The organism is Candidatus Phycosocius spiralis (assembly GCF_030158815.1).
In the GTDB taxonomy this organism is placed as follows: Bacteria; Pseudomonadota; Alphaproteobacteria; order Caulobacterales; family Aquidulcibacteraceae; genus Aquidulcibacter; species Aquidulcibacter spiralis.
In genome coordinates, this window is record NZ_BPFZ01000001.1 from 234085 (window position 1) to 256403 (window position 22319).

28 protein-coding genes and 1 tRNA gene are annotated in these 22319 nt (G+C 51.5%); 10 read left to right on the forward strand and 19 right to left on the reverse strand.

Going from position 1 to position 22319, the window contains the following annotated elements; all coding sequences use genetic code 11:
* The first annotated feature begins 177 nt into the window (after positions 1 to 177).
* Genes PsB1_RS01095 through PsB1_RS01110 form a run of 4 tightly spaced genes read left to right on the forward strand, consistent with a single transcriptional unit; the run spans position 178 to position 4053 of the window.
* Complete coding sequence (locus PsB1_RS01095) at positions 178 to 915, forward strand: metallophosphoesterase family protein (protein ID WP_284358527.1); 738 nt, start codon at positions 178 to 180, stop codon at positions 913 to 915.
* 3 nt (positions 916 to 918) lie between these two features.
* Entirely contained in the window at positions 919 to 2352 is a 1434-nt protein-coding gene (locus PsB1_RS01100) for a serine/threonine protein kinase (protein WP_284358528.1), read from the forward strand.
* 38 nt (positions 2353 to 2390) lie between these two features.
* Complete coding sequence (gene aroC, locus PsB1_RS01105; protein WP_284358529.1) at positions 2391 to 3485, forward strand: chorismate synthase; 1095 nt, start codon at positions 2391 to 2393, stop codon at positions 3483 to 3485.
* 16 nt (positions 3486 to 3501) lie between these two features.
* Positions 3502 to 4053, forward strand: coding sequence for a hypothetical protein (locus tag PsB1_RS01110; protein WP_284358530.1), 552 nt, complete (start codon positions 3502 to 3504; stop codon positions 4051 to 4053).
* Between the two features lie 501 nt (positions 4054 to 4554).
* On the opposite strand, the gene PsB1_RS01115 is transcribed toward PsB1_RS01110, so the two are convergent.
* Both PsB1_RS01115 and PsB1_RS01120 read right to left on the reverse strand, forming a co-directional pair.
* Complete coding sequence (locus PsB1_RS01115) at positions 4555 to 4944, reverse strand: YwiB family protein (protein WP_284358531.1); 390 nt, start codon at positions 4942 to 4944, stop codon at positions 4555 to 4557.
* Positions 4945 to 4985: 41 nt separating this feature from the next.
* Positions 4986 to 5822 (reverse strand): universal stress protein, encoded by an 837-nt coding sequence (locus PsB1_RS01120; RefSeq protein WP_284358532.1) that lies wholly within the window; start codon positions 5820 to 5822, stop codon positions 4986 to 4988.
* A gap of 278 nt (positions 5823 to 6100) precedes the next feature.
* On the opposite strand from PsB1_RS01120, the gene PsB1_RS01125 reads away from it, so the two are divergent.
* From PsB1_RS01125 to PsB1_RS01135, 3 genes are read left to right on the forward strand one after another with little or no spacing between them, the layout of a single operon-like run.
* Positions 6101 to 6697 carry a YfbR-like 5'-deoxynucleotidase gene (locus PsB1_RS01125; protein WP_320412707.1) on the forward strand — a complete coding sequence of 199 codons (597 nt, stop codon included), beginning with the start codon at positions 6101 to 6103 and terminating at the stop codon, positions 6695 to 6697.
* Positions 6697 to 7218 carry a tyrosine phosphatase family protein gene (locus PsB1_RS01130; protein WP_284358533.1) on the forward strand — a complete coding sequence of 174 codons (522 nt, stop codon included), beginning with the start codon at positions 6697 to 6699 and terminating at the stop codon, positions 7216 to 7218. Before PsB1_RS01125 ends, PsB1_RS01130 begins: the two co-directional genes overlap by 1 nt.
* A complete protein-coding gene (locus PsB1_RS01135) occupies positions 7219 to 8175 on the forward strand; it encodes an NUDIX hydrolase (protein ID WP_284358534.1) in 957 nt (318 codons plus the stop codon). It abuts the gene before it with no gap.
* 335 nt (positions 8176 to 8510) lie between these two features.
* Here PsB1_RS01135 and PsB1_RS01140 read toward each other — a convergent pair whose 3' ends face one another.
* The 3 genes from PsB1_RS01140 to PsB1_RS01150 are packed head-to-tail and all read right to left on the reverse strand — an operon-like array spanning position 8511 to position 10077.
* Positions 8511 to 9095, reverse strand: a complete 585-nt coding sequence (locus PsB1_RS01140) for an NADH-quinone oxidoreductase subunit C (RefSeq protein WP_284358535.1) — start codon at positions 9093 to 9095, stop codon at positions 8511 to 8513.
* Entirely contained in the window at positions 9092 to 9628 is a 537-nt protein-coding gene (locus PsB1_RS01145; protein ID WP_284358650.1) for a NuoB/complex I 20 kDa subunit family protein, read from the reverse strand. The genes PsB1_RS01140 and PsB1_RS01145 overlap by 4 nt, the downstream gene beginning before the upstream one ends.
* Before the next feature lie 20 nt (positions 9629 to 9648).
* A complete protein-coding gene (locus PsB1_RS01150; RefSeq protein ID WP_284358537.1) occupies positions 9649 to 10077 on the reverse strand; it encodes an NADH-quinone oxidoreductase subunit A in 429 nt (142 codons plus the stop codon).
* Between the two features lie 251 nt (positions 10078 to 10328).
* Here PsB1_RS01150 and PsB1_RS01155 point away from each other — a divergent pair.
* Positions 10329 to 10404, forward strand: a tRNA-Thr gene (locus tag PsB1_RS01155).
* Between the two features lie 135 nt (positions 10405 to 10539).
* Here the strand turns inward: PsB1_RS01155 and PsB1_RS01160 are convergent.
* From PsB1_RS01160 to PsB1_RS01170, 3 genes are all read right to left on the reverse strand, one after another.
* Positions 10540 to 11583 carry a 5-bromo-4-chloroindolyl phosphate hydrolysis family protein gene (locus PsB1_RS01160; RefSeq protein WP_284358538.1) on the reverse strand — a complete coding sequence of 348 codons (1044 nt, stop codon included), beginning with the start codon at positions 11581 to 11583 and terminating at the stop codon, positions 10540 to 10542.
* Positions 11584 to 11803: 220 nt separating this feature from the next.
* Positions 11804 to 12397 (reverse strand): HNH endonuclease, encoded by a 594-nt coding sequence (locus PsB1_RS01165; RefSeq protein WP_284358651.1) that lies wholly within the window; start codon positions 12395 to 12397, stop codon positions 11804 to 11806.
* A 200-nt stretch (positions 12398 to 12597) separates the two neighbouring features.
* The gene (locus tag PsB1_RS01170; RefSeq protein WP_284358539.1) at positions 12598 to 13245 is read right to left on the reverse strand and encodes an alpha/beta hydrolase; all 648 of its coding nucleotides are present in this window, start codon (positions 13243 to 13245) and stop codon (positions 12598 to 12600) included.
* Positions 13246 to 13303: 58 nt separating this feature from the next.
* On the opposite strand from PsB1_RS01170, the gene gluQRS reads away from it, so the two are divergent.
* The gene (gluQRS, locus tag PsB1_RS01175; RefSeq protein WP_284358540.1) at positions 13304 to 14128 is read left to right on the forward strand and encodes a tRNA glutamyl-Q(34) synthetase GluQRS; all 825 of its coding nucleotides are present in this window, start codon (positions 13304 to 13306) and stop codon (positions 14126 to 14128) included.
* Positions 14040 to 15038 (forward strand): DMT family transporter, encoded by a 999-nt coding sequence (locus PsB1_RS01180; protein WP_284358541.1) that lies wholly within the window; start codon positions 14040 to 14042, stop codon positions 15036 to 15038. Before gluQRS ends, PsB1_RS01180 begins: the two co-directional genes overlap by 89 nt.
* A gap of 4 nt (positions 15039 to 15042) precedes the next feature.
* Here PsB1_RS01180 and PsB1_RS01185 read toward each other — a convergent pair whose 3' ends face one another.
* The 11 genes from PsB1_RS01185 to PsB1_RS01230 all read right to left on the reverse strand — a co-directional run bounded on the left by PsB1_RS01185 (position 15043) and on the right by PsB1_RS01230 (position 22295).
* Positions 15043 to 15762: a TPM domain-containing protein gene (locus tag PsB1_RS01185; RefSeq protein ID WP_284358542.1), complete on the reverse strand. Its 720-nt coding sequence runs from the start codon at positions 15760 to 15762 to the stop codon at positions 15043 to 15045.
* Positions 15756 to 16583 (reverse strand): TPM domain-containing protein, encoded by an 828-nt coding sequence (locus PsB1_RS01190; protein ID WP_284358543.1) that lies wholly within the window; start codon positions 16581 to 16583, stop codon positions 15756 to 15758. The genes PsB1_RS01185 and PsB1_RS01190 overlap by 7 nt, the downstream gene beginning before the upstream one ends.
* 53 nt (positions 16584 to 16636) lie before the next feature.
* Positions 16637 to 17233 (reverse strand): LemA family protein, encoded by a 597-nt coding sequence (locus PsB1_RS01195; protein ID WP_284358544.1) that lies wholly within the window; start codon positions 17231 to 17233, stop codon positions 16637 to 16639.
* Positions 17234 to 17344: 111 nt separating this feature from the next.
* Positions 17345 to 17734, reverse strand: coding sequence for a HesB/IscA family protein (locus tag PsB1_RS01200; protein WP_284358545.1), 390 nt, complete (start codon positions 17732 to 17734; stop codon positions 17345 to 17347).
* A gap of 7 nt (positions 17735 to 17741) precedes the next feature.
* Positions 17742 to 18146, reverse strand: coding sequence for a DUF59 domain-containing protein (locus tag PsB1_RS01205; protein WP_284358546.1), 405 nt, complete (start codon positions 18144 to 18146; stop codon positions 17742 to 17744).
* Positions 18147 to 18155: 9 nt separating this feature from the next.
* Entirely contained in the window at positions 18156 to 19418 is a 1263-nt protein-coding gene (locus PsB1_RS01210) for an aminotransferase class V-fold PLP-dependent enzyme (protein WP_284358547.1), read from the reverse strand.
* Positions 19394 to 20578: a Fe-S cluster assembly protein SufD gene (gene sufD, locus PsB1_RS01215; RefSeq protein WP_284358549.1), complete on the reverse strand. Its 1185-nt coding sequence runs from the start codon at positions 20576 to 20578 to the stop codon at positions 19394 to 19396. Before sufD ends, PsB1_RS01210 begins: the two co-directional genes overlap by 25 nt.
* The gene (gene sufC, locus PsB1_RS01220; RefSeq protein ID WP_284358550.1) at positions 20578 to 21324 is read right to left on the reverse strand and encodes a Fe-S cluster assembly ATPase SufC; all 747 of its coding nucleotides are present in this window, start codon (positions 21322 to 21324) and stop codon (positions 20578 to 20580) included. The genes sufD and sufC overlap by 1 nt, the downstream gene beginning before the upstream one ends.
* 52 nt (positions 21325 to 21376) lie before the next feature.
* Entirely contained in the window at positions 21377 to 21757 is a 381-nt protein-coding gene (locus PsB1_RS01225) for a VOC family protein (protein ID WP_284358551.1), read from the reverse strand.
* A complete protein-coding gene (locus PsB1_RS11880) occupies positions 21754 to 22035 on the reverse strand; it encodes a type II toxin-antitoxin system RelE/ParE family toxin (RefSeq protein ID WP_420887847.1) in 282 nt (93 codons plus the stop codon). Before PsB1_RS11880 ends, PsB1_RS01225 begins: the two co-directional genes overlap by 4 nt.
* Complete coding sequence (locus PsB1_RS01230) at positions 22032 to 22295, reverse strand: hypothetical protein (protein WP_284358552.1); 264 nt, start codon at positions 22293 to 22295, stop codon at positions 22032 to 22034. The genes PsB1_RS11880 and PsB1_RS01230 overlap by 4 nt, the downstream gene beginning before the upstream one ends.
* Positions 22296 to 22319 lie beyond the last annotated feature (24 nt).

Here is a 22319-nt window from a genome sequence, read left to right on the forward strand (position 1 = left end):
GCGCTTTCGTGATATGGTTGGCTTGTGCATTTAGAATGCGATGGCGACAATGACTAGGCGGGAGATGTGGTTGAGCAGTAAAGCAGGAACGGCTTGGACTTAACAAACAGTTTTGCTGTGGCGACAGAAAAGCTGACCTAGCCTATAAGATGTCCAAGCCAATGGGAGAAGCTCTTGATGATCGCATTATTGAGCGACATTCATTCCAATATTCAGGCTTTAGACGCCTGCCTAGATGATGCATTGGGCATTGGTACGCGCCAATTTGTCTTTTTGGGAGATTTTGTGGGCTATGGTGGCAATCCTGACTTGGTGTTAACTCGGATACAAGACTTGGTGGCCCAAGGGGCATTGGCCCTTAAGGGCAATCATGATGATATGGCCGCTGATTTTGATCGCGATATGAATGAAACCGCGGCCCAAGCTGCCAATTGGACGCGTCGGCAATTAACTCCAGAGCAACTAGCATTTTTAGATGCTTTGCCCATGACCATCACGCAAGATGATCGCTTTTATGTGCATGGCGATGCATCAGAACCGGAAAAATGGCGTTATGTTACCGATCGTAGGAGCGCCCTTGTGTCCTTACAGGCCGTTCCGCACCGGATTGTTATCTCTGGCCACGTGCACCTACCTGCGATTTACGGATTGGCCAGCGATGGCACAATCTCTAAATTTATTCCTGACGGGGAAGCCGAAGTGCCGCTATTAACTTCGCGGCGCTGGCAGGTTGTACTGCCCAGTGTTGGCCAACCGCGCGACGGAAATCCTTTGGCTGGTTATGGTCTATATGATCCTGCCACCCATTTACTACAGTTTCGCCGCCTTGCCTATGATATAGATGCCGCCGCCGCCGCGATCCAAGCTGCAGGTCTGCCACAGCGCTTGGCCACACGCTTATATATGGGTCGATGATTGATGCCAGGGGGATTACTTGAAACAGGCTTGCAGATCGATGGTTTCACCATAGGCGACATCGTTCATCGTGGCGGTATGGCGGTTCTATGGCGCTGTAAGCATCAAGATATACCCTTCCCTTTACTGATGAAAGTGCCCAAACTCGCCAATGGCAAAGATCCTGCCGCTATTGTCAGTTTTGAGATGGAGCAGATGATCCTGCCTCGGCTGTCTGGATTGCATGTGCCCAAAACATTTGGCGTCGGCGATTACACGCACCAGCCCTATATAGTGGTTGAGGAAATTGCTGGTGAAACATTATTACCCAAACTCAAATCCCTGCCATTAGAGCCCCAAGAAGTTGCCGCTTTAGGCATTAAATTGGCGTGCGCGCTTGATTCTCTCCATCGCCAAAATGTCATCCATTTAGATCTTAAGCCCTCCAACATTTTGTTTCGCCCAAGTGGGGAAGCGGTTTTGATTGATTATGGCCTTTCCCATCACACCAAATTGCCCGATTTGATGGCCGAACAATTTCGTCTACCTTATGGCACTGCCCCCTATATGGCACCCGAACAAGTGCTTGGTGTCCGCAATTATCGTCGGTCTGACATATTCGCGTTGGGTGTCTTGATGTATTTTTTTTCCACAGCCGTGCGGCCCTTTGGTGATCCGATAAGCTTAAAAGGTCTTAAAGAGAGGCTATGGCGCGATCCCATTCCACCGCGTCGGTGGCGAAGCGACATTCCCAACTGGCTGCAAGAGGTGATATTGCGTTGCCTAGAACCTGACCCTGAACAGCGTTATCCAACGGCCGCCCAAGTCGCGTTCGATCTTAACAATCCAGAGCAAATCAAGTTAACCCCACGCGGTCAAAGACAATTTCAAGACAGTTGGTTCACCGCACTACGTCGCAAGTTTAACCCCGACACTTATGCGCCAGCGCGTAAACTGGCGAGCCAAAGCAAGTTTGCAGCAGCACCCATTATTCTAGTCGCGCTTGACCCAAGAACCATCAATGGCCCATTGGGATGGGCCTTGCGTGATAAACTTCAAAGCACGCTCGCCGCAACCCCACAGGCCCGCACGGTTTGTATGACAGTGCTTAGTCATCATGCAGGCGGGCTTGATCTAAGTTTGGCGGTATCTACCCCCAATCGTCATGTGGCGGGTATTGTTGCACTCAAACACTGGGCCGGTCCTTTAGGCCTTGGTAAGCAAGCCGTTTCTTATCACGTGCCGGAAGCCATGAATGCCGCAGAAGCCATCTTAGACTATGCACGTGCAAATTATGTCGATCACATCATCATGGGTGCACGTGCTGAAAGCACTATGCGCAATTTACTAGGAGCCGTATCCGCGCAAGTATCTGCCCACGCGCCATGCACCGTCACAGTGGTGCGACAGCGTAATTGGCCAGCCACTGAACCAAGCGAGACTCATCCACAAGAATAAGTTTCGCACAATCCAATGAGTCGAATTAAGAAGGCATTATGTCACACAATAGCTTTGGTCATCTGTTCCGCGTTACCACCTGGGGTGAAAGCCATGGGCCAGCCTTGGGCTGTGTGATCGACGGTTGCCCCCCTGGCATCGCGCTTTCCGCAGAGGACATTCAATCCGATCTTGACCGCCGCAAACCCGGTACCAACCGCTTTGTCACACAGCGGCGCGAAGCAGATGAGGTTCGTATTTTGTCAGGTGTGTTTGAAGATGACCGCACTGGCGGGCAAGTGACCACGGGCGCACCCATTAGCCTCATGATTGAGAATACAGATCAACGCAGCAAGGATTACGCAAAAATTCGCGACAGCTGGCGGCCCGGCCATGCCGATTATACCTATGACATCAAATATGGCGTGCGCGATTATCGTGGCGGTGGCCGCTCAAGCGCGCGGGAGACGGCCGCACGTGTTGCGGCAGGTGCCGTTGCCAAAAAAATTCTAGGGGAGTCTATCCTAATTCGCTGCGCCTTGATCCAAATTGGGCCACATAACATCAATCGCGCTAACTGGGATTGGGGTCAAACAAGGCTCAATCCGTTCTTTGCCCCTGATGCATCTATTGTTCCTGTTTGGGAGGACTATTTGGATCATATTCGTAAAGATGGCACTTCAACTGGGGCGGTCCTTGAAGTGGTGGCGAGTGGGGTTCCAGCTGGCTTAGGTGCACCGATCTATGCAAAACTGGATAGTGATATAGCCGCCGCTTTGATGTCGATTAACGCGGTTAAAGGGGTGGAGATTGGTGCGGGTTTTGGTGCAGCCCTTCTTCATGGCGAAACCAATAGCGATGAAATGCGTTGCAGTAACGATGGTCAGCCTTATTTTACCTCCAACAATAATGGTGGCATCTTAGGTGGGATCAGTACGGGACAAGATATCGTGGCGCGATTTGCCATTAAGCCAACTTCATCTATTCTTAAAGAAGTTAAAAGCTTAAACCGCAATCTTGAAGAAATTTCTGTGGTAACGACGGGCCGTCATGACCCATGTGTTGGGATACGGGCAGCGCCAGTTGGGGAAGCCATGATGGCATGTGTACTCGCCGATCACGTCCTGCGGCACCGTGGGCAAATGGGGGGATAAATTGGTGGAGCCTTCCGTGCGGCCACATGTGCTGGGACGGTCCTTTACATCCCAGTTTGACCCACGGCCGGCTTGGGCTTTTGTTTGGGTGGGTCTTGGCCTCTTTGGCATGGCGGCGCTTGGTACCATGGTGTTGGTTAGAACCATTCCTATAGCACCTATCGGCTGTATGTTGGCATTATTGTTTCATTTTGCGCCCGTCCTTAAACCATCCAAACCTGCGATTGAGCTTTGTGAAGACGGATTTCGATTGGATGGTTTAGGGTTGATCCCGTGGCAAGCGATCGGTCAAATTACCTATCTCGAAAGGCCCCAAGCCCGCCTGATGAGCTTGCCCAAAATTGCTGTGTTAGAGATTGACCTTGTTGCACGGTTTAGCCTGGTGATTGTGCGTCCTGATCATGGGCCGTTCTGGCGGCGGTGGCAAGCACGCCATTGGCGTAAGCTGGGAGATAAGCATCTGACCGTACTTTTGTCTGGGCTTGCCGATCCACCACGCGAGATCAGACATGCATTTGAAATCTTCATGGATGAAGCAATTAGCGGACCACGCGGGCTGATTATTTAAAATTTACATGAATAAGCCTGATCGCGTAACGATTAGAACAAAGCCAACTGCCAAAAATTGACCACAAGTTTGCCACTAAAGCCAGCAATAGAGTAATCCAAAACGGCGGTGCACTATTGCCAAAAAAATATTATCAAGAATGAACTCCACGAGTAACAGGATTTTCCAGCTAGCTTTACCCAATACGCAAAAGAAAATGAACTGCCCCGGGAACAAACCATAGTGACCTTGGATTTAACGTCCAGCCTTGTCGGGATGTTTATCGCTAGATCGCTGAGGATGAGACCGGCCATGAAGAATAATTGATAAAGGGTGTTGGGGCATTTAGGGGTGCTTTTAGCTCATAATCGGATGGGCATAGGCTATAATGCCGCTAACACAGCCCGCATAATTGGATGATTGTATAAAGGGTCCAACAAAAGCCAACGATCGATAAAACTTCCTTCAAACTGAAGTCAAAAACTGACCGGTTTTGTCGCTAGGACTGTGACAATGCCGGTCCTATGTCATGTCTGTTTCTTCCACGACTTGATAAGTCAAAGCTTGCCCGCGCCTTGTGATGGTCACATAATCCCCGATCAGTAAACGATGCTCCCCCAAATGATCTACATTTTCATCAGGGCCTTCAAAAGCTTCATCATAATGGAAATACCAGCGTGTACCGTGATGGGTAAGTAAACCGTCGGCAATTTCTGGGCCGCCATGATCAGGACTGGGATCAAAACGACGTACTGTGCATTTGGCGCGGTGAGCTTGCCACGCCGCTACATCAAGATGCCCATCCGAGCGTAATGGAGCAACTAAGCTATAACCATGACGTGCATCGCCACTTGGAAAACCTACTTGCGGGTTACGGGCCAAACGCAAAATGATTCGTGTGAGATCTGTCATATCCTACTCCGTTGAACTAAGTGACCCATGGGCCCTGATTGCTAGTGACACATGAAAAGAGATGGGCTTGTAACCGTCTTGATCAAGGTGCGTGTCACTCCCCCAAAGATAAATTCTCGGGCACGCGAATGGCCATAAGCCCCTGAAACCAAAAGGCCAGCCCCATGGTTGGCGCAGGCTATAAGAATATCGGTGGCGGCCTCGTGGCTTGCTTCAATCTGCTCAATTTGTGAGGCGATACCATGACGGGAAAGCCATGCATGCAGGCGCGCAGGCTCACTCAACTGCTTGTCTAAATCGTCCTGCGCCCCCACAGCTTGGATGATGATAATTGACTTGGCATGCTTTAAGAGTGGCAATGCCGCTTTGGCAGCACGTCCTGACTCTACACTGCCGTCCCATGCGATCAAGGCCACACCAGCGAGATCAGATATGGGTCTTCTTGGAATGAAGATCGGGGCATGTGCATCCATCAACAGCGCTTCAAACAGAGGTGAGATGGAGGTTTTTCCCCGTGCAGTCTCACAGGTAAAGATCACCAAATCGCTCAAAGCCGCGCGCCGTGCCAATAACCGATCCGCCCGTCCAATCAAGCGTTCTACACATAGGTTATCAGATCGAAAGCCTAGCGACTTTACTCTTTTACGTACAATGTCCCATGCTTCGTCATTGCCGTCACGGGCTGATTGAATGAGCCCGACAGAAGTAGCGGCAAAAGCGCCATCCGCTGACCAAGCCATCATATCGGCTGGATCGGATTGAGTGAAGACACACGCCACTTGCCCATTCATCATGGCCGCAAGTTTTTGGGTATGTGCCATCAAATCGACATCTGACTTGTCCCCCAATAAGGGCATCAGGATTTCAACTTGGCTCATGATCTTTCTCCATCAACGCGGTCAAACGCTGGTGTTGCATCATGGGTTTTGGTGAATCCCACCCCAGCTAGTAGTCACCCTTGCACATACGCTCCTTCACCCTATCCTGTCACCTTATCGTGTCATGCCGTCGTGTCATGCTATAGATTTAGGCAGCCACTCAGGCTAGCACAAGCCATTTTAACCAGATGAGACTTATGGCCAAACCAAAACTTTCACGCATGCCAAAAACACTTCAATCCTATGAGAGAAAAACGCCACCGCGCGCGTGGCAACGCATGCTTTCAGGGCGCCGTTTAGATTTATTAGATCCTTCCCCCTTAGATATTGAGATTGGAGATATTGCTCATGGCTTGGCCAGAGTGGCGCGGTGGAACGGGCAGACAACCGGGGATCACGCTTTAAGTGTGGCCCAACATAGTTTGATGGTCGAGGAGATCGCCCACCATATTGCCCCAGATTTAAGCCCGCAGGATCGCTTGATTGCTCTGTTGCATGATGCGCCTGAATATGTGGTTGGGGATATGATTAGTCCATTTAAAAACGCTCTTGGCATGAATTATCGGACTTTTGAAGATCGATTAGAGCGCGCGATTCATATTCGTTTTGGCTTACCAGCCACGACCCCCTTGGCTCTAAAACAATTGATCAAACAGGCTGATCGGGTCAGTGCATTTTTTGAAGCAACACAAGTAGCGGGCTTTAGCATCAGTGAAGCAACCCAATTGTTTGGCTCCCCACCAGCTGGCTATACCCTCACTCTTCAACCTTGGCCAACCCGCCAAGCCCAAACCGCCTATCTTGAACGCCATCACAGCTTAATCAGCCAGATCGATGCCTTAGCCCCCACAAACACCAAAAGAAAGATCCCTTGATGCCTTTCATCTCTGTGTGTTCCCTGTCTCGTGTTCATGCCACGGTCGCACGGCTGAATCCATGGGGGCTTATTTCACTCCTAGACCCAAGCTCTATGATTGATACCCCTGTAGGTGTCTCGCCCACAACCCATTTGAAGTTAGGGCTCAATGACACCACCTCCAGCCAAGAAGGCTTAATCAGCCCTGCGGCGGCACATGTATGTGCCATATTAGATCATATTCAAGCATGGGACCAAGCCGCGCCTTTGGTGGTGCATTGTTGGGCTGGGGTATCGCGATCCACCGCTACAGCCTTTATCGTCGCGTGTGCGCTTAATCCAGACATCGAACCCCACATCATTGCCAGTTTCATCCGTGAATTCTCGCCAACAGCCTCACCTAACCGCCTTCTGACCGCTTGTGGGGATGATCTGTTGTGTCGGGGAGGCAAAATGGTAGAAGCGGTTGATGCCATAGGCCGTGGTGAAGATTGTTTTGAAGGTGTAGCCTTCGATTTACCAGCCCGGTGGGAGGTTTAGGTGACAGCCTCTCCCCGCGTGATTATTGGCCTATCTGCTGTGGTTGTGGCGGCGGGTGCTAAAGGTCCTGAAGTTTTATTGAGTGGCGGGCAACCAGCGATTGGATTGCCCTTTGGCAGTTTCGACCCAGTCGGCCATCGTACCTTTGAGTTGGCGGTGCGCGATTTTGTGACCGCCCAGACCGGCTTTGCTTTAGGCTATGTTGAACAATTATATACGTTTGGCGACAAAGGTCGTGAAGCCCCTGTCGCGGATATGGGCCTATCCACCGATGGGGATCGCATTGTTTCGGTTGGCTATATTGCCTTAGCTGGAAGCATTATCGATGGCCAAAGACGGGCGGGTATTTGGGCGGATTGGTATCGATTTTTGCCTTGGGAGGATCAGCGGACCATGTCGGGTACGCGGGCAGTGCAGGCAATCATTGCCGCTTTGAGTAGTTGGGCCACAACGCCAGAGCGACAAAACAGGGTCGCTTTAGCCTTTGGTCTAAACGGGTTGTCATGGAACGAATCGCATGTCCTTGAACGATACGAGCTTTTATATGAAGCTGGCCTTGTGCAAGAAGCCGCTCGCGACCGGGCTAAATCCAACCCATCTTTCATACCTATGACCACGACTGACTATGCTGGCGAGGCCATGGTCTCTGATCACCGTCGCATCCTGGCCACGGCCATGGGCCGATTACGTGCTAAAATCCGCTATCGCCCGATTGTGTTTGATCTAGCCCCGCAGCGGTTTACGCTCAGTATGCTGCAAGATTTGGTCGAGGCCTTGTGCGGTGTGCCTCTACATAAACAAAACTTCCGCCGAACCTTAGAGCGCTCAGGCCTTGTCGTATCTACAGGCGCGATGGAGACCCAGACCGGTGGCCGACCCGCCATGCTTTTTACCAAACATGATTCTATCCAACATGCTGGCACAACAGGACTAGCTTTGCCATTGGCTAAAAGGTAAACCAAGTCAGTGCTCCAATTGGCCCATAACTGAGAAAAACGGAGCGTTAAAACGCCAAATACCTTGGAAGCTGATAAACCGATTCACCCCTAAAACCGCTGGTCAAGCAAGCTAAGTCAATCTGTCCCTAAAGTTGCCCACACTTAATTCATTGTGGCCCAAGATGAGGTCATAGACACGTTTCAGCCTACCCAACACATAAAGCTCATCACACCGGCGCATTGATCCACTTGGTTGATAACTTTAAGCAAGTCGCTAGGTTTGTTCACAGATTAGTTCGCGACAGTTTGACTATTGAATAACACCATAGGGGGCGAAGAGATATTTAACAATCTTTATTCTACTGCCTTCTCATCGCCGGACAGCATCCCTTCCCAGGGACTTAGGAAATCGAAATTGCGATACTCTTGAACCAGCTTTACCGGCTCATAAATCACCCGCTTTTGGGCTTCGTCATAGCGCACTTCATTATAGCCAGTGAGGGGGAAGTCTTTGCGCAGCGGATGGCCGTGGAAACCATAATCAGTAAGTATGCGGCGTAAATCTGGATGGCCGGAAAATAAAATGCCATACATATCGAATGCTTCACGCTCAAACCATTCAGCCGCGGGCCAAAGACCAGAGGCGGAGTCAACTGGGGTATCTTCATCGGTTGAAAGCTTAACCCGCACGCGGTTAGCCTTGCTCATGGATAAAAGGTGATAGACTATCTCAAAGCGTTCTACCCGTTCAGGATAATCAACTCCGCATAAATCTACAAAGGAAGTAAATCCCTCAATATCGCGCAGATGTTGCAGAACAGCCAAATTGTCGTCACGCTTGATCGTAAGCGTTAGTTCACCCCCAGCTAAGTTCACCAAAAGGATTGAGGTATCGAGCGCTGCGGTCAGGCGGTCTTGTAATGCAACCAATGTGCTCATCGCTCAATCGTTCCTTCACGGCGGATTTTCTTTTGTAATTGTAAGATACCATACAACAGGGCTTCTGCTGTGGGTGGACATCCAGGGACATAAATATCGACTGGAACGATGCGGTCGCAGCCACGAACGACTGCATAACTATAATGATAATAACCTCCACCATTGGCGCATGAACCCATGGAGATGACATAGCGTGGGTTTGGCATTTGGTCATAAACCTTACGCAAGGCCGGTGCCATTTTGTTGGTCAAGGTGCCAGCCACGATCATAACATCAGATTGGCGTGGGCTAGCGCGCGGGGCAAATCCGAACCGCTCCATATCATAGCGCGGCATGGCGGCTTGCATCATCTCAACCGCACAGCACGCCAAACCAAACGTCATCCACATCAAAGAACCAGTACGAGCCCAAGTGATCAAATCATCTGTGGCAGCAACAACAAATCCCTTATCGGCCAATTCATCAGACAGCCCAGAAAAATAAGGATCGTTGGGTATGACTGAGTCAATTTTTTCATTCATTACCGGAAGCATACCGCCGCGCGGGGGAAGCTTTAGTTCCATTCTAAGGCCCCTTTCTTCCACTCATAGATAAAGCCTACCAACAAAATTCCAAGGAAACTCATCATCGACCAATAACCAAAGGGGCCTAGCTCATCGAGGGCCAAAACCCAGGGAAACAGAAAGGCGATTTCTAAGTCAAAGAGGATAAATAGGATCGAAACCAGATAGAATTTCACATCAAACTTCATCCGCGCATCGTCAAAAGCGTTGAATCCGCACTCATAGGTCGATACTTTTTCAGGATCAGGACTGGATGGGGCCAAAACAAAACTGGCCATTATAAAGGCGCAACCAAGGGCTGCCGCTAGCCCCAGAAAAACAATGATAGGAAGATAGTCCAGCAAAAAATCACTGGTTACGAGCGTATGATTAATCTCAAGGCCGACTTGTTCAACGGCTGATCCTACAGTTTGCGCCATCTGCGCCCTCATTTAATACATTTGGTAAAGCCAGTCATCTTTGAATTTACTAGGCTGGAGCGGCCTTGGTTGCAACGTGTCAAGGTGGTAAAATTGTGCGAATACCTAGAGGGGTAGCCGTTTGGGAAGGCCTTGAAGCTTTAAAATCATGCCAAAAAGATCCCCCAAGAAAGAATAAAGACACAGCATCTGCGGTCAATTGCAGAGCGCACTTGCACCATAAGCCCCAAAACGTTTAGGAAGCATATAATGCCGGTTTAGCTCAGCAGGTAGAGCGCCCGATTTGTAATCGGACGGTCGCGGGTTCGATTCCTGCAACCGGCACCAGTTTCTCGTTCAACCGGTTCACTTGTTCGTCCTTGGCATGACCAAATCGCAATAATCTCTGTCATGGCGTCCCCAAGGTAGGTTTACTTCAGGGATTAAACTACCGCCAGCTTGGAACCAACACACACAAGGCGATTAACGCGAGCGCAAATCCGTCTCGATCGATTGGTCGAGTAAGCGTAGATCAATATCTAATTCCTTGCCCTCATCGGCCTTGAGCTCAAGTTCAGTACGCTCAAACAAGACTTCAAGTTTTTTGAGTACGGTTTGGGTACCACTGATCCGCTCTATATCAGGGTCTGTATCGGCTTCGAGTTTGGCCAAGGCATCGGCCACTTTCACCGTCTCAGGGCAATAATAGGTGAAAACACGTTGGGCAACACCAAGTTTTTCGGGGTTTGCCGCCACACTCAACATCAGTCGATTACCAACTGCCACGATACGGGCAACCGAAGCCACAGAATCAGGATGTCGCAAGCGCGACACGGTACCATCCAAAGCGCGCAGAGCCGCCGCCGCTTCAGCCAAGACTTGTTGAACCAACTCAGTGCGCCCTTGAGGCATTGTATTCTCACTCACAGTCGGCGCTTTGATTTCAGGGCGCGCTGGCACAGGGATAGCATTGGTAAGGCGTGCCGTTTTTTGACTGCGACTGAGTATTGAGGACCCAATCCAAGATACAAATCCGCCGATCATGATGCCAAAGCCAATGCCTGCCAAAGGATTAAGTGCGTCGCCGATCACGGCTGCCAAAAAAATACCTGAGCCGACACTGGCCACTGTCCAGCCTGCCTTAAGTCCAGCTTGCGCGCGGCGCTCTTGACGTTGCACATCGCGAGCTGCGCGAATTTCCAACTCATAACGACGACGGGCTTCTTCCATTTTACGGCTATAAGCTCTACGATCATCTTCATCATCAGTGTCTCGCCAGTCGCTTCGCCGTCCCATCTTGTCGATACCTTGTTTGATCTGTTCCTCATGACGTCGATCGAGCGCTTCATAGGTTTCGCGCAACGCCAGTCCAAACATTCTTTGAATAAATCCGATCAAAACGCCAAGTAGGCCAAGCACGGCAAGGCCGCATTTGTACAGTAAAGAACCGATGGCACGCACTTTGTCCAAGCCATGGGAGAGATTTTGCTTAAAGCCTAACAGCTTGACTTTGCTTGGCTGCTTCATTCGTGATTGTCTATCTCGCTAACCTTTCGCAGCACCCTGCTGGAGATAAGCATAGTTTCGGCGGGATGTAAGGGCTATATTAGCAGGGCCGATGATTGGGACCGCGATCGCACGGATTAACTTGATATCAAGTGTCTGGGACGGTTTTGACCAGAAGGGGCACCAAAGCGCGTCTAGACCTTCTAGACCTTGTGGGCTCCGTCCAACAAAGAGTTTTACCTCAAGCTTCTAGCTCAACATCCCAATAGAGCCAGTCCACCCAGCTTTCGTGCAAATGGTGGGGTGGGAACTTTCGGCCCATGGCTTGAAGCTCATGCATGGTGGGACGTTTAGGTGCCCGGCGCGGATTCATACCCGCATCGCGAAGGTTTCTTCCGCCCTTCTTAAGGTTACAAGGCGAGCACGCCGTCACGATGTTCTCCCACGTTGTTTTGCCGCCTTTAGAGCGAGGAATCACATGGTCAAAGGTCAATTCATCAGTGGCATGACAATAAGCACATTTAAAACCATCTCGCAAAAAAAGATTAAACCGGGTGAAGGCTGGGGTGCGGTCTTGCTGCACATATTCTTTGAGAGAAATCACGCTAGGCAAGCGCATTTCAAAACTTGGGCTATGGACGGCCTGCTCATATTCGGCAACCACCTCAACCCGCTCCATATATACAGCTTTGACAGCATCCTGCCAGGACCAGGTTGATAAGGGATAATAGCATAATGGCCGATAATCGGCATTGAGAACTAAGGCAGGAAAACCATTAAACTGCCTATAGGGTTTGGCATGATTGGTCTGTAACCCACATAAATGGTGATCAATGTCCAAATGATCCTCCAACGCCTAGGCAAAAAGCGCAACGCGGAGTGCTTAACCCATAAGCGAGACCTGCTTGGCTTAGCGTACTGAAAACCTTATCCTCCTGCACAACGATTTAGCACTAACCGATTCACAAACAAGAAAACATGACAGATACGCAAAAGGTTTATGTCGTTGCAGTGAGTAAGCGGCCAATCGGGGATTTAACTATTGAGCACGCGCGCGAGAAATGCGCCCCCCAGCTGTAGCCCGTCCATAGCAATCGTATGACCAGTTGTAGGCGAGATATGCAGCTGCACATCTATACCAGCGGCCACCATCCTTTGTAGCGCCAATTGACTGGCTCCAAGTGGCACTCTTTCATCCTGATCGCCATGGACAAGCAAGACCGGGGGTTTAGAGGCGATCAAGGGATTGCCGACCAAGGCACCCGAATAACCAACTATACCGCCGTAAGGTTGTTTTGAGGTTAGACCAATTTGTAGTGCCATCATCGTGCCTTGACTAAACCCAACCAAAGCAGTTTGTGCCTTGGTTATGCCAAGACGTGTGATCTCAGAATCAATAAAGGCATCAAGTATCGGGGCAGCGGCATGCGCGCCTTGAGCGAGTTTAAAAGGGTCCATGGTTTCAATGCTAAACCATTGATACATCATATCAAATCCTGGAACGGATTGGGGTGCATTCGGCGAGGAAAAGTGCGTGTCGGGGAGTAACTTGTCCCAATAGTGTGCCAAAGAGAGCAAATCGTCACCATTAGAGCCATAGCCATGCAAGGTAATCACTAGGCTTTTGGCGGGTTGGCCCGATCGTGGCGGGCGGCTGGGGCCGGTCAAGGAAATCAAAGTCATCCGCCTTCATAGCAAAACAGCGTTGCCAAAGACAGCGCCGCTACGGCATAGAGCAGCCATGTTTACCACACGGTTTGCCCCTTCCCCCACCGGCTATTTGCACTTAGGACATGCGTTTTCGGCATGGACGGCTTTTGAAGCGGCACAACAAGCCAAAGGCCGATTTATTCTGCGCATTGAAGATAGTGATCAAACCCGTTGTCGGCCTGAATTTGAGGCGGCGATTTATGAGGACTTGGCCTGGTTAGGCCTCAGTTGGGAACAACCCGTGCGCCGCCAAAGCGAGCATATGGATGAGTATCAGGCCGCGCTCTCTCAGCTCGAAAGCCTTGGTTTGATCTATCGCTGCTTCAAAACCCGCAAATCCCTAATGGCAGACATAGCAGCTGCACCCCATGGCCCAGTGTCGGCGTCTGTTGACCACGCTTTGACGGTAGCACAAGAAGCCCGTCTTCTGGCTGAAAACCGCCCATTTGCGTGGCGTCTGTCCCTTTCACGCTGCCGCCAGTATTTGGGGGCTAGATGGGAAGATTTAGGCTTTTTGGCAAATGGGAACTGGGTCAAGGCGGATCTGGAACGTCTGGGCGATGTGGTACTGGGGCGCAAAGAATTTCCATCTAGCTATCATTTGGCAAGTGTCTTAGACGATGCGGCCCAGGGCATAACCCATGTTATTCGTGGCGAGGACTTAGCAGATGTACCCCATTTGCATGTGCTGTTACAGGTTCTATTTGACTTACCAACGCCTGAATATCATCACCACCGCTTGATCCTGGATGCCGATGGCAAAAGATATGCCAAAAGAAATCAGGCGGTCACATTGCGAAGTATGCGTGAAAACGGCACAAGTCCCAACCAGATTCGTGCTCTTGTGGGCCTATAGGATTATTGATTTAGTGCACGATAACCCGCGTTCAATTTTCATCGGAACATTTGTGTTGGCGGCTGGGGCCTCATGCATTGCACTTGCGCCAATCATGGTGAAATTATCACCATTAGGGCCCCAAGCTAGCGCATTTTGGCGCTTGTCCTTTGCCTTGCCATTATTGAGTATTTGGAGCTTAATTGAAGCGAAGAAGGCAAAGGGTAACGATGTTCAACCCACGATGCCTTGGGGTCTCCTGATCCTTGCGGGTGCATTGTTTGCCGGTGATTTAGCCACTTGGCACGCCAGCATTGTGCGCACCAGTGCGGCTAACGCCACGTTTTTATCGAATCTAACCCCAATCGTGGTTGTTGCCTTTACGTGGCTGACCACCAGAATGCTACCTACAAAAGCCTATTGGGCCGGGGTTGGGCTTGCACTATTGGGTTCCCTAGCTTTATCGGGTGGTGCCCCGGCAACCAATCCAGATCGCTTAGTAGGTGATGGCTTAGCGGCCCTCACTTCAATTTGGTACGGCCTTTATCTCTTGGCAATGGCGAGAATGCGCGCCGATTGGGGTGCTGGGACCATTATGTTCTTCTCATCTTGTGTCGCCATGGTTATATGCTTGGCGGTTACCTTGATTGCAGGCGAGCCGATCCTGCCACCGGACACGGGTCAGTCTTGGATCAGCCAATGGTGGCCCATCTTGGTACTTGGGCTTTTGGCGCAGGTCGGTGGGCAAGGATTATTGGCTGTTGGTTTTGGCATGGTGCCCACCCACATCGCTTCCGTCCTTATCTTACTTCAACCTGTTTTGGTAGGCTTATTGGGCTGGCTGTGGCTGCACGAAAGCTTAACCCCAATTCAAGTGGCTGGCGGGGCTTTGGTGCTGGTTGGAATTTGGATGGCCAAACGGGCGGGATAAGGGTCTAAATCAGGATCACCTTGTTGGACAATTCATTGGCATCGCCCGCAATAGGGGGGAAATGCGGTGCCAAGATCGTTGCACTGGCTGCAACGGCCCCAACCAGGCCTTGCGCTAAATCGCCAGCGCATGCTGCGCTTACCAAATCTTGGATCACATCACGCCAGACCCCTTGATCAACCTTAGTATAAATACCAGTATCTGCAACGATTTCGGCCTGTTTTTCCTTTAAGCTCACATAGATCAGCACACCGGTTCGCGCTTGGGTTTCCTGCATGGCCTGGGTGACAAATTGGTCCAGCGCAGCTTGATGGACCTGCTGTCGTTTAATCCAGATTGGGGTCAACAAATCTCGAACCCATGAAAAGCGACCCAAAGTTTGTGCTAACATCACGATCAAAACTTGAGCGATCACAATCAGAACCATGCCAATCTGGGCTTCATTATAGGCACTATAATCTACACCCAAACGCCATCCACCAGACTGTGAAGCATGGACCCATTCGGCCAAAGTGATTGGATCGAAACCAAACGCGAGAAGCAGTAATGGAAAACAACATGCAATGGCGATGCCATACACCCAAGGCACAAGATTATAGTCAGACGATTTGCGCGCCACTACCACAACAATCTCACCCGCCGTTTTGAGTTCGGCTGCTACAATGGCATCTACGATCGACTTTTTTTGATCGGCATTTAGGCCTTGAGGCGCTAGTGTTACCATGATCCTGACGAGCCTCCTCCACCAAAGCTACCGCCGCCGCCAGAAAAGCCCCCCCCGCCACCAAAACCACCAAAGCCACCCCCGCCTCTGCGCCGTTGATCCCAGTCGTACAGGACAAAAGGTGTCATCCCCCAAGCCGAACGGCGACGGAAACGACCATGCCGGGAACTATGAACAGAAATCCAAACCCATAACAGCAATACCAGCACCATGATGATGGCTTGGGCTGGGCTATACTGCATCCCGCTTGCCTGTTCTTTAAGCCCACGCACGGCGCGCGCCTGTAGCTCGGCTGGATCGGCTGTCAGGACCCCTTCAATTGCGGTAACGCCCTTTGTAATCCCCAAAGGCATATCGCCTGCCTTAAAGGCTGGCACAATCGTATCGCGGATGATTTGCCCCGCAAAAAAATCGGTCATCACCCCTTCAAGGCCATATCCAACTTCAATACGCACCTTGCGTTCATTCGGCGCTACTAGCAAAATTATGCCATTGCTTAGACCCTCACCTTGGCCAATCTGCCATGTTCGGCCTAATTGATAACCGTATTCTTCAATCTCAAAGCCTTGAAGGCTAGGCACGGTCGCCACCACCAGCTGATCAGAGGATTTGGCTTCCAAAGCCGCTAATTGAGCCGTCAGTTGGGCCTCGGTGTCGTCAGGTATAATGTTAGCGGCGTCTACAACCCGCCCAGTCAAGGCCGGAAAAGTTGGCCCCGCAGCCCATGTCTGTGTGCTGGACACAATCGCCGCTAGGACGGCGACCGCGAAACACCCAATAAGGGTAAACTGACGGACGCGGTGTTGCCAAATCTTCAGCATATCGCCCCCTTTCTAGGGATTAGTCGCAAGGTGAGGCAACATGGAGGCAAGGCTTAAAACTTGACTTCTGGCGGTTGTTCAGCCCCGCTTGCGGCTTGGAACAATTGCATCGGCTTGGAAGAAGCAAAGACTGTCTGGGCCCAGATTACTGAGGGAAAAGTACGCAATGTTGTATTATAGGTCTGCACAGCTGCATTATAGTCACGTCGTGCAATCGCGATGCGGTTTTCGGTGCCTTCAAGCTGACCTTGCAGGGCTGTGAAGCCTTCGAGCGAGCGTAGCTCTGGATAGTTTTCTTGGATGCTCATCAAGCGGCCTAAAGCTGCAGAAAGTTGGCCTTGGGCGGCCTGAAACTCAGCGAACTTGGCGGGGTCAGTAATGGTCGAGCTATCAAAACTGGGGCGGGTGGCCGAAGCACGGGCTTCGGTCACGGCTGTTAAAACCTCTTTTTCTTGGGAAGCAGCCCCCTTAACCGTGGATACCAAATTAGGAACTAAATCAGCGCGGCGTTGATATTGGGTTTGCACTTCAGCCCAAGCGGCTTTCGCCGCCTCTTCTTGCGTAGGAATGGTGTTATAGCCACACCCTGCCACCGAAGCGACACCCATGCCCACCAAAGCTAAGCCAGCCAGACGTGTATTGAAAGCCATGCCAGTTCCCCAAAAAGTTAAGCCCCATTCTATGAGGCAAGATAGTGCTTTATGTTGGTAAGAGCATGCCTTTACGCAAGTGGTTCATGTCAGGCTGGACAACAATAATTCTCAAGCCTCAAAATTGGCAGGCACGATGGTCACGCTCTCGCCGCACCCGCAAGCATCGGTTTCATTGGGGTTTGTAAAGACGAATTTGGAATGCAATCGGGTGGTCTCTACGTCGACCACTGATCCGATCAAAAATAAGATTGCATTGGAAGCAACAAGGATCTTGACGCCCTTGTCTTCGACAATTTCGTCGTGGGGATCGGGCTGGTCTGCATAGGCCATCACATATTCCATGCCCGCACAGCCACCATTTTTTACTCCGACCCGAAGATATGGTTTATCTGTCTTTGCCATGATGTCACGCACGCGCTGAGCGGCGGCGGCGGTAAGGGTCACCACTTGTGGGCGTGGACGGCGGGTGCGTGGGGCAAGGGTGTCGGATGTAATCATGGCGCACCTATAACATATTTAAAGCCAAACGGGCTTCATCGCTCATCCGGGCTTGGGTCCAAGGCGGTTCAAACGTGACAATCGCCTTGGCCGAATTAATCCCTTTAACCGTTTTGGCCGCATCTTCCACCATAATCGGTAATTCCCCAGCAACTGGACAAGCGGGCGCAGTCAAAGTCATATCAATATCCACATGGCCCCCAGCCTTGAGGTCAACCTTATAGATCAAGCCCAATTCATAGACATCAACTGGAATTTCTGGGTCATAGACGGTTTTAAACGCCTCGATCAGATCATCGGTCAGGCGTGCGATTTCTTCAGGCGGCAAATCGGAAGGCTCGCGGTCTGGTGTCACGATCGGGGGGGTAGCCAGATCAAGTAAGTCTCGCGTTACAGTGGTTTCATCGGTCATAAGCCTGCCTCAAAGCAAAAAATTGCGCGCTTTAGCCAGCGCTGCCAAAAAGAGATCGACCTCTTCAAAGGTCGTATAAGCCGCAAAGCTTGCCCGCGCGGTTGCGGTCACGCCAAGGGCTGTCATCAAAGGCTGGGCGCAGTGGTGCCCCGCCCGCACCGCTACGCCGGAGCGATCAAGAAGTTGGGCAACATCATGTGGGTGTGCCCCATCGACATTGAAAGCCACAATCGCGCCTTTTCCCGGTGCCGTGCCATAAAGACGGACACCATTGACGCCATGAAGTGCTTCCATTGTATAGTTTAAAAGTGCTTGTTCATGGGCATGCAAACCCGCTTGATCCTGACTTTGGATCCAATCAATTGCCGCCCCAAGCCCGACAGCTTCTGTAATCGCAGGGGTACCAGCCTCAAAACGAAACGGGGGTACATTATAGGTTATGCGTTCTTTCGAGACGATCTCAATCATCTCGCCCCCACCCTGCCACGGTGGCAAAGCATCCAAGGCTGCTGGAGTCCCATGTAGAACGCCAATCCCGGTTGGGCCATACATCTTATGACCAGAAAACACATAAAAATCAGCACCAATTGCATGAACGTCGATGCTTTGATGGACCACCCCTTGGCAGCCATCGAGCAGCACCAGTGCGCCCTGAGCGTGTGCCATAGCGACGATAGCAGTTACATCCTGCACACTTCCCAAGACATTGGACATATGGCTGATCGCCACCATTTTGGTGCGCGGTGTTATCAAGGCCGAAAGCTTATCCATATCGAGCGCCCCATCTGGGGTAATCGGAGCCCATTTAAGGATTGCGCCTGTGCGTTGTGCCGCCATATGCCACGGCACAATATTGGCATGATGTTCTAGCTCTGAAATCAAAATCTCATCACCTGGCTCTAATCTCTGGCTGATCCCTGCAGCAACCAGATTGATTGCCTCGGTCGCGCCTTTGGTGAGAACAATCTCCTCCGCGCTCCCTGCTCCAATAAAATGGGCGACTTTGGTGCGCGCATCCTCAAAGGCCTGGGTCGCTTCATTGGCCAAAGTATGCAATCCACGATGCACATTGGCGTAGGAGGTGCGCTGAAACTGTGCCATCGCCGATATCACAGCTTCAGGTTTTTGAGCGCTAGCTGCATTATCAAGATAGACCAAGGGCTTGCCATGCACGCGCCGGCCCAAAATAGGAAACGCGTCACGGATGACTTGGCTGTTAAAGGGCGTTACGGGTGGTGCCATGGCGCTCAACCGACTCTGGACTTCAACCATGTTCGCGCTTGGTCGTTGAACCAGTCGCGCACGTCTTGTTCTGATAGGGTATCAAATACTTCGGTGACAAAAGCCTCGATCAAAAGCGCCTTGGCTTGGTTTTCGGGAATGCCGCGTTGGCGCAAGTAAAACAGTGCTTCTTCATCCAATGCGCCGATCGTGTTGCCATGGGCGCATTGCACATCATCGGCATAAATCTCGAGCTCAGGCTTGGCATCAATTTGAGCGCCCTCGGTGAGCATTAAGGCATGGTGATTTTGGCGGGCATCGGTTTGTTGTGCGCCCCGTTCAACCAGAATTTTTCCTTGAAAGACACCACGCGCGCGATCTTGAACGGCACCTTTGAACAATTCTTCTGTGAACGTATCTGGGCTCAGATGGATTATCTTAGATGTCATATCAGCATGAGAGGATCCAGCCAAAAGATAAGCGCCTCGAATACGGCAATAGCCACCTGCCCCGATGAGACGCGCCAATGTCTCTGCGCGGGCAAAATGGGCACCAAACATCAAGGATGTCGCCTCATAAGTGGCCCCTGCCCCAATCGTGACCCGGCAATGGGAAAGGTCGATCGCTTTATTTCCGCCCTGCTGGAGACTGTAGCGCGTCAAGGTCGCCCCGGTAGCAAGCTCAGCCTCGATCAAGGCGCTCGCTAGGCCTGCTTCGCCCAGACTGGTATCCACCAAGGTGAGATTTGTCTCGGCTTTCAGCTCCACGCGCACCCGCATCGGCGCCCCGGGATGACGGCGCAGGAAGATTGGCCTCGATTGCTGGCTGGTTATGCGCAACACCAAAGCGCGCGGGGCAAACCCGGCGGCAAGGCTCTCTACCCCCACTACATCTTCAAGCGGTAAGCTTTCTTCACTTTCAATAACAAGGCCCGCATCTTTATCGCCCTCTAGGCCAAAGCCTTCGGGGGTAAAATCGATCACCAAAGCATCTTGCCAACAGGCCGGGACCATGCCTGCCGATCCGCTGGGCTTCGGCACGCCGTCTTGAAGGGCCGCACGTAGGTCAGACCATTTAAACGCTTCATTCCGCTTGGTTGGTAAGCCTTGAGCGAGGATGGACGCGCGCGCCGCTTCCCCGGCTTGGGTGGGTGCCAAAGCCTCTAGTACAGCTAATTCGCCGTCGGCTAAGCTTGGTGCAACAAGAACCATCAAGCGGCATCCTTATAGCGGTCATAGCCGCTCGCTTCCAAGGTCAAAGCTAAATCAGGGCCGCCACTATCGACGATGCGCCCACCTGCGAGAACATGCACGCGGTCGGGCTTAATATAATCCAACAGACGTTGGTAATGGGTGATCACCAACATGGCCTTTTTGGGTCCGCGTAGCGCATTGACCCCTTCAGACACGACGCGCAAAGCGTCGATATCCAAGCCAGAATCTGTCTCGTCTAGGATCATGAAGCGGGGATCCAACAGCGCCATCGCATAGATTTCCATGCGCTTCTTCTCGCCACCCGAAAAACCAACATTCAAGGGCCGCTTCATCATGTCCTGGGTGACACCCAGCTTTTTTGCGACTTCGCGTGATAGCTTCATGAAGTCTGGAACGCTGATTTCGTCCTCACCACGGGCTTTGCGCTGAGCATTCAAAGCGGTGCGCAAAAAGGTCAAGGTTGGCACGCCTGGGATCTCTAACGGGTATTGGAATGACAAGAACAGGCCCTTGGCGGCGCGGGCTTCTGGCGGCAGGCTCAGCAGATCGACGCCATTTAGGGTCGCAGTGCCGCGCGTCACCTCATAGCCTTCACGCCCGGTTAGCGCATAAGACAAAGTGGATTTGCCTGCCCCATTTGGGCCCATGATCGCATGCACTTGCCCTGCAGGCACTTCTAGCGTTAGGCCATTGATAATGGCCTTACCGCCAATTTCCACGTGCAGATTATCAATGTTTAGCATGGGATTTTCTTTCCGAAGGAATAGGGAATGGGGCTTGAAACAAACCTATGGGTCATAGTGCGGGCTCCCCAAGGGGCTTTAAAACCTCGATCCGATTGCCAAACGGGTCATAGAGAAATGCGCGCACATAACCGGGCAACTCATCATCCTGCTTAACTTTAAAGCCATGCTCTTGGGCTTGGGCAGCAAGGGCTGCAACATCCTTCACGACAAAGGCGACATGAGCTTTGTCATTAGCGCGAAAATTCTGCTCCACTCCCAAATGCACCTTAACCGCGCCCGCTTGGTACCAAGCACCACCGCGCACGGCCATACTGGCTGGCTTTTGTACGGGGTCGAGGCCCAAAAGGTCTTCATAAAACCGACGCGCTGAGGCCTCGCCACCTTCTGGGATAGCGATTTGCACATGGTCAATGGCGGTGATGGTGGTCATATATTGCTTTCTTGACGGGTGTGTTTCATCGAGATGATCAAAATAAAATCTGGGCCAACCCGATAAACGATCCTTCGCGTCCACTTTGGAAGGCTTCGAACATGGGCATCATGCCCTCGCGCTTTGGGCCAAGCTAACGGTCTTTTGGCAATCGAACTTATGGCGACGCCGATTTCCTGCTCAGCACGCTTTGCAGCCTTGGGATTTCGTTCATTGAGCCAGCGACCAATTTCAACGAGATCCGATAGCGCTTGCTGCGACCATCTTACCTCCATCATTGAGACAAAACATCACGAAACTGGGTCATTGCCTGCTCATGACTGATGGTAAGGCCCTGTGCCAAGTCCCGATTAGCCAATTCTAAGGCTTCGGTTTCTTCAGGGGTCAAATCCAGTGCCTCCAAAGCCAAATCCTCTTGAAGCATGAGTTGGGCTGCGGCCTCTTGGAGGACTTCCTCCAAGCTCATTTTCCACGCATCTGCTTTGGCTTGCAGATCGCTTGTGAGCGCATCAGGCAAGTTGATTGTGATTTCGGTCATGACCTCACCTCTTCCAGAAATACT